At 72.2% G+C, this 410-nt stretch carries 1 pseudogene; it reads right to left on the bottom strand.

The window, feature by feature from the left end:
- Positions 1-274: pseudogene (locus IMZ11_RS44450) on the bottom strand (sugar ABC transporter permease); the annotation flags it as partial.
- Positions 275-410: the final 136 nt, after the last annotated feature.

The raw sequence follows: 410 nt of genomic DNA, 5'->3' as shown, positions 1-410 counted from the left end.
CGTACGTGGCCGGGATGACGTTGACGCCGATGGTGCGGCCCACGTTGGCCTCGGTGGCGTCGGTGAGCGAGAGGTAGATGCCGCGGACCAGCGGCCAGCCGACCAGGACGCAGGTGACGATGACCACCGGAGCGGTCATCGCCCACGCGTACCAGTGCCGGGTCAGGGCGCGCCCGATCCGGCCGGGGCGGCCCCCGCGGTGACCGCGGGCGCCGTCAGCGCCCGCGGCCTGGCCCCTGGCCGTGTTCGCCACACGTCCAGTCGAGGTCGCCACCGGTCAGCTCCAGCCCTTCATGATCCCGTGGTACTTCTCGTCGACCTGCGTCAGCATCTCCTCGGGCTGGGTGCCGGAGAGCAGCGCCTGGTAGCCCTCAAGCAGCGGCTGGAAGAGCTGGCCGCCCTCGGGGATC

This window comes from Microtetraspora sp. AC03309, from assembly GCF_020826795.1.
GTDB lineage: Bacteria > Actinomycetota > Actinomycetes > Streptosporangiales > Streptosporangiaceae > Microtetraspora > Microtetraspora glauca.
The sequence above is the reverse complement of the archived record's forward strand: the minus strand, read 5'-3'. Positions and strand labels throughout refer to the sequence as shown.